We start from the raw sequence: 4448 nt of genomic DNA on the forward strand, positions 1-4448 counted from the left end.
TTAACCCTACTTCTTTATCATTGTATCTCCATATCTCTGCAGGATGAGTAACCGTTTCAGTAGTTCCATCTGCATAGGTATATTCTATTATGATAGGCATTACAAGACCACCTGGCTTCTCTACTGTAATCTCGTAGAAATATTTAGGTGTCTTCATTGAAGCTCTTTCTTCTGCAGTAAAGTTATCCATCATGAAAGTTTTTAATTCACCTACAACTTCAGCAGGTTCTTTACCTTTAAGGTCTTCATTAAAGTCTTCACTTCCTTCTTTTACCATGTAAACTAATGGCGGTATTCTATCTTCTGGAATATTTCTTTCGGCCATAAGGTCTTTCATAGCTTGGTTTTTCTCGCTTGAAACAAAGTACTTATCTACAGATTTAATTCCCATATCGTTGTAACGAGTTGTATAGAACCATCCTCTCCAGAACCAGTCTAGATCCATAGCACTAGCATCTTCCATCGTACGGAAAAAGTCTTCCGGCGTTGGGTGCTTGAACATCCATCTTTGTGCATACGTACGGAAAGCATAATCAAATAATTCACGTCCCATAACAGTCTCACGCAGGATATTTAAAGCCGTTGCTGGCTTACCGTAAGCATTTGATCCAAATTGATATGTATTTAATCCTTTACTCATAATAGGTGCTATATACTTTTGATCACCAGCCATATAAGGTACAATTTTTGCTGCAGGACCTCTTCTTGAAGGATAAGCATCAAGACCTTCAATTGCTTCTGGATAAGTCTCACCGAAATCTTGCTCTGCGATGTACTGAGTGAAAGTTGTTAAACCTTCATCCATCCATGTCCACTGACGCTCATCAGAATTTACGATCATTGGGAAATAATTGTGTCCTACCTCGTGAATAATTACTGAAATCATTCCAAATTTTACACGATCAGAATAATTACCTTCTGCATCAGGGCGACCATAATTCCAGCATATCATTGGGTATTCCATACCTTGATTTTTTGCATGAACTGAAATTGCTTTGTGGTAAGGGTAATCAAAAGTCATTCTGGAATAAGACTTCAATGTTTGAGCAACTGCTCTAGAAGACCACTGTTCCCATAATGGGTTACCTTCTGGTGGATAGATAGAAACAGCCATAATATCTTTTCCTCCTACTTTAACTGCCATCGCATCTGCAACGTATCGGCGAGAAGAAGTCCATCCAAAATCACGAACATAATCTGCTTTTAACTTCCATGTCTTAGTCTCCTTTGAACCAGGCATCATTGCAAGTTTCTCTGCCTCTTGCTGTGTTCTTATAACTACAGGCTTATCAAAAGATTTCTGAGCCTGCTCATAACGCGCTAGTTCTTGCTTTGTGTAAACGTCTTTACGGTTTTGTAATTTACCTGTACCGTCTAACCAGTGGTCTGCAGGAACTGTAATGTTCACTTCAAAAGTACCAAATGGCAATGCAAACTCATCGCGTCCCCAAAACTGGCTGTTTTGCCATCCCTCTACATCATTGTAAACTGCCATTCTAGGATAGAACTGAGCAATTACATAAGCTCTATGACCGTCAGGAAATTGCTCATAACCACTACGACCACGACCATTTACGTGATCATTGATATTATAATCCCACTCAATGTCAAATTCAAATTTCTTACCGCTTTCTAGAGTCTCTGGTAACTCTACACGCATCATTGTTTGATTGATCATGTATTTTAATGGGTTACCACTTTTATCTAGTACTTTCTTAATATTAAAACCACCATCAAAAGGCTCACTTAAGTATTCACCTGCAAAACCTGCTGGTTGCATGTAAGGCTGTACTCCACCACCTTCTATTAAAGGCGTTTTAGAATCCTTAGCACGCATATTTTGATCTAACTGCACCCATAAATAATCAAGATTATCTGGAGAATTGTTAGTATAAGTAATTGTTTCATAACCATATAAATGATGATTATCATCATCTAGTCTAATGTCCATTTCATAATCAGCTCGTTGCTGGTAATAATTAGGACCTGGCGCACCACTAGCACTACGGTACTGGTTAGGTGTGGAAAATTCCTGATAAAGTTGGCGGAATTTGTTGACGTTGTAATGTTCTTCAGCTTTAGGCTCTTCTTTAGATTCTTCTTCTTGTGCAAAAGAACCATAAGAAACCAGCATCATACTGATAAACAATAGTTTAATAGCTTTCATGTATAAAGTTTAAATTAAGGTTTGCTAAATTAACAATAATGGGTAAGTTTTAAAGCTTTTAACTAAAACTTCACAGAATCTGTAGACTTGTTTATATCAAACAGCATCGTTTTTCTTTTACCATTAATTTTCAAGTGTACTAGATTTTTTTGCTCTTCAAAAAGCTCTATAAACGCATTGAACTTCATAGTTATCTCTTCAGGAATATCCTCAGCAGGAATTTCAATATAAAGCACTATTTGATCAGACTCATACTCGGCACCTAGAAAATTAGGCATGGTATTTTTACCATCAATTTTAACTTGTAACTTTTTATTCAGATAATCTTTTAGATAAGGGTAGACATCTTGTATGGTAGATTTATCACCAAGTTTAATTGGGTTTGAAATACGTGCATTAATGACATCTTCCAGATCATCTATAAAAAACCTAGTGATCATTTGCACGCTTTTGGCTTCTTTGCTATAAGTGGCATTTGAAACCGAAATATAGTATTTGTGAAAATTAATGTTCTCGCTTTCGCGAAAGCGGAAACCATCACAATCTTCCATACATGATGAGGAATAATATGCATTGTCTTCATAAGCAAATGAAGTAAGGCTTGCTAATGAGAAAGCCGTAATGCACATAATTTTATACAATTTAAACATAATAGTTATTTAGTCCATATGATGATTACGATTTTCATGCCAAAAACACTCGGAAAAGATTTCACTAAATCTCTGTGACATTACCTAAGTAAATACCATGAAAACGATCTCCATTAATATCTTCTCCTTCTATTTCTAGAGCATAACCTGTAAGGTAGGGCCTTACTTTAATATATCCGGTAGTAAGACGTATACCACGATTATCTGTACTAGTCGCATCATAATCAAGGTCATAAGATACATAAGCTTTTCCAGCATCCTGACTACCATCAATAAAGTAAGTTCCTGATTGAAAAGCGATGTCCTGATTACCATTAAGTACAACTTCCATTAAAACACCTATTCCTTGAAAGTCCCCATTTGTATCTACCGTAATATTTCCATCTGTTACAAAGGCTGTTGTTCTATAAACATTATTTGCAACTTCAATAACCTCATTATTAAAAGCGGCACTCGTTTCAAAGGAGCTAGCAGCATCTGGTCCATAACAAAAAACATTTGTAGTTACAGGTTGCACTACTGGCAAGTCGTCATCACTATCGCAAGCCACCATATTAATAAGTAAAAAACTTAGTAGTAAGTACGTGCTAGTTTTTAATAGTCTTGTTTTCATTGGTTTTTTTTATTTTCAGAAGGTGAGATGTCTTCTGTTTTATTTACGTAATTTTTCTTTGCCTTAAACAAAGTTACTTGATTTGAAAGGAATTGTAACAAATCTAGTTCTCTTTCTGGCTCAAACATAGACTCGTTTAACCCCTGATCCTTAGCAAAATATAAGAACTCGTAAAGATCTTCCTTAGGCAGTTTTAAATAATCTAAAAGGTAATCTGTACTGTATTTATTTTTAAGCATGTAAACTTCAAACTCTTCTCGTCGTTTCTCAGGACCATTATCAATAGCTTTTTCTACATTAGTACTCAAAGCATTTAAAGAAGTTCCAAGCGCAAGCATGGCCAGTCCACCTATAAGATTAGTCATATTGAAGCGAGGCATATTCTGATTGAAAGCTTCATTTCGCACTGCATATTCTTCTGGTTGTCGCACTCGATCAGAAAAGGTGTTTTCCATACGATCTACTGCTCTTGTATTTTTATTGAACTCGCTTACCTCATCAACTTTAGTATCTACATAAGTAAGTTTTTTTACTGGGATGCGCATAAGCCCGTCTTGAATCACCACTTCATCCAGCTCATTTACTCCTTCATTAAGTGAGATCTTCACCAATTTATCTTCAATTATTTTCTCTGTAATTTTGAGGGAAAAAGGTTCAAATTGAACGGCTTTAAATGAAAGTTTATCACCTTCTCTAGCATAAATAAAGAAATTACCTTCCTTATTAGAAATAGTTCCTTCTAGAGCTGCCTGATTAAAGACAGTCACTCCTTGAAGTGGCTCATTAGATTCACTAGTTAGTGAACCTTGTATTTGAATACGTTCTTTTTGAGCATATGAAAAAGAGCAAGCAAAAAATATGAGAAGTAGAATATTTTTCATGAATCCTAGAATTCTTTTTGACTTAAAATAATGTCAAAAAATTATTATTACTACAAATAACGCTTAAATAATTCTATCATTGTTTGAGTTTAACGATGTTTAACCTAGTAAAAACCTACACATGAGAAACATGATCA

At 35.5% G+C, this 4448-nt stretch carries 4 protein-coding genes; all 4 read right to left on the minus strand.

What is annotated here, in order from left to right:
* Positions 1-2167 (minus strand): M1 family metallopeptidase (locus tag A9Q93_RS13780; RefSeq protein WP_303687980.1); only part of this gene is annotated, 2167 nt, incomplete at its 3' end.
* Positions 2168-2229: 62 nt separating this feature from the next.
* A complete protein-coding gene (locus A9Q93_RS13785) occupies positions 2230-2817 on the minus strand; it encodes a DUF6702 family protein (protein ID WP_303687981.1) in 588 nt (195 codons plus the stop codon).
* Between the two features lie 64 nt (positions 2818-2881).
* Positions 2882-3430, minus strand: coding sequence for a hypothetical protein (locus A9Q93_RS13790; protein WP_303687982.1), 549 nt, complete (start codon positions 3428-3430; stop codon positions 2882-2884).
* Positions 3427-4311: a carboxypeptidase-like regulatory domain-containing protein gene (locus A9Q93_RS13795; protein ID WP_303687983.1), complete on the minus strand. Its 885-nt coding sequence runs from the start codon at positions 4309-4311 to the stop codon at positions 3427-3429. Before A9Q93_RS13795 ends, A9Q93_RS13790 begins: the two co-directional genes overlap by 4 nt.
* Positions 4312-4448 lie beyond the last annotated feature (137 nt).

It is taken from the genome of Nonlabens dokdonensis (assembly GCF_002162835.1).
GTDB classification, from domain to species: Bacteria; Bacteroidota; Bacteroidia; order Flavobacteriales; family Flavobacteriaceae; genus Nonlabens; species Nonlabens dokdonensis_B.

Excerpts from the sequence above, each read along its gene's own strand:
- A9Q93_RS13785 (WP_303687981.1), bottom strand. The coding sequence starts at position 2,817 with ATGTTTAAATTGTATAAAATTATGTGCATTACGGCTTTCTCATTAGCA.
- A9Q93_RS13790 (WP_303687982.1), bottom strand. The coding sequence starts at position 3,430 with ATGAAAACAAGACTATTAAAAACTAGCACGTACTTACTACTAAGTTTT.
- A9Q93_RS13795 (WP_303687983.1), bottom strand. The coding sequence starts at position 4,311 with ATGAAAAATATTCTACTTCTCATATTTTTTGCTTGCTCTTTTTCATAT.